Here is a 2,098-nt window from a genome sequence, read left to right as displayed (position 1 = left end):
GCCATGTGTGAAAATTTGATATTTTAAAAGTTGCCGATCGGCAAGTTTTAGCGGTTTGGGGGATTTATCATTTTCCGACAGCAGTTGGGAATGCACGCTTACGCGTTTCTCTCCGAGAAACAAAAAACCGACCTCTGAAAAAGATAAAAATAAGCCCCAAAAGTTGGGGCATTTTGAAATCTTTTTTAGAGGAGATTTTAGTTAGGTTTAAACCTTGATGTTTCACCTCTCAAAATCTCAAAAAATTGAGATTGTTGTTTTTCATCGAGAAGCATCGTTTTTAATCTGCTTTCAAAGTCTGCCATTTTTTCGCTATCTTTTTTCAAGTGCTTGTACCTTTTGTCCCGTGCAATGCTGAAAGCACAGCTCGAAAGATGAACGCTCCCCCTTGGGTCGAATGCAATAAATTTATGATCTTCGATAGAGTAGGTTTTGACTTGATCAACCAGTTTCACTGTTGATTGATTTTTCTTAGAACCGAAGCCAAGTTTTTCTAAAAGCGGATAAAACTTTTTAAATTTTTCAGGTTCTAACAGCATGTCTGCTATACGTTTCGCAAAATCTTGAAAGGATTCTGTACCCTCAGAGTATTTGCTCATTTCAGGCATTTCTGACAGCTTGTGAGCGAATAGGAAGCGTTGCGGATCTGTCATTTTGGTGAATAGGTCAGGCGTGTTTTGATCTCGTTGGGGAGATACTGATTTTTCAGAAATTTCCGTTTGTTTTTGCTTAAACTTGAAGGAAAATCCTGAAATCGCACGACCTGTTTTGTGCTGTTCGACCTTAACTTTAATGTCTGTTTTTTCATTAATTTGATTTATGGCAATGTCTAAAACTCGCTTTTTAAAATCGTTCATTTGTTTGTATTCAGTATCTAGAACACCAAGTTTTTGTCTAAATTTTTGTATCTCAATAATGGGTGTTTTACCTGTGCTACGCCAAGCAATCAATAATTCGTAAAGTCTTACAGCGTAAGCACTTGTAAGCCCTGAAACTTGTTCTATATCGTATTTTGTAAACTGTTCTTCTAGGCGAGTAATCAATGGAATGATGGCAGGGGCAAAAATTAATTTAACAACCGCCTCTTTCTCAACATAAATAACTTCACTCACCCATCTTGATTTATGGTGCTGGATATTTCCCTTATCGCTAAGGCTCTGATAACTGAATTGCCTTGCAAATAGGTCATCACAAGCATCTTTTAATGCTTGATATGCAGTATTTCTATGTGCCGAAAATTGATTGATGTAGCTTTCAGCGTGAATGATCAATGGGTCATTTGCGTTAATTCCCTTGCCACTTTGACGAGCTTCAATAATCGCTAAAAGTATTAATCTTTGCTCGACTAAATCGAGGTTATAACTCGCATTAATTAACGCATTATCTTTAACAACTAAATTACTCATTATGTGACTCTATTATTCTTAGACGTTTATGTGACTTTAATAATTAACGTCACAACATGCAAGGTAAACGTCACTTTATCTTTTGAAATTTTCATTTTTTTGCAAGGTAAACGTCACTTAATTGCAAGGTAAACGTCACTTAATGAAGCTTGAAACGCGCACACAGCAATGCTTTCAGCGTGTCTAAAAGCATTTAAAAGCTTAAAAGATTATTAAAAGCCAAAAAAAAATTAAAAAGCATTTAAAACTGCCCTATGTTTTCGCTTCGCTCAAACTCTATTGAATCTCGCTGCGCTCGATTCCTGGGGGCAGTTTTTTCAAATATCCACTAGGACGCTAAAAACAAGAATGGATTCGCTTCGCTCATAAAGCTTTATGCTCGCTTCGCTCGTCATGGAGCCAGTGGCTACAGTCGCTTCGCTCGTCATGGAGCCAGTGGCTACAGTCGCCTTGCTCTGTAAATCTCGTTATGAAGCAACAGGGAGCTTGTAATCAGGGAAAAGGCAGGGGCGAATTTTTATAACGCTCAGTCGCTCGTAGACACTCGCTCGGTTACTTGATCAATTTGTTTAGCTGTTCTTCAAAATCTTGCTTGTTTAAATCACCTGAAACGTACTGATCATAAAGTTTTTGATGATCTTCAGTGATTTCTAAATCGTAATATTCTCGATCTGATTTCTTTAAAAGCACCT

Annotated in this window: 1 pseudogene; it reads right to left on the bottom strand. The window is 37.4% G+C overall.

The window, feature by feature from the left end:
• Positions 1–470: 470 nt before the first annotated feature.
• Positions 471–1,406: pseudogene (gene repM / locus FTV42_RS16385) on the bottom strand (replication initiation protein RepM); the annotation flags it as partial.
• Between the last annotated feature and the right edge of the window lie 692 nt (positions 1,407–2,098).

Source organism: Acinetobacter sp. YH16052 (genome assembly GCF_013417155.1).
Taxonomy (GTDB): Bacteria; Pseudomonadota; Gammaproteobacteria; order Pseudomonadales; family Moraxellaceae; genus Acinetobacter.
This window is presented reverse-complemented; position numbering and strand designations above follow the sequence as displayed.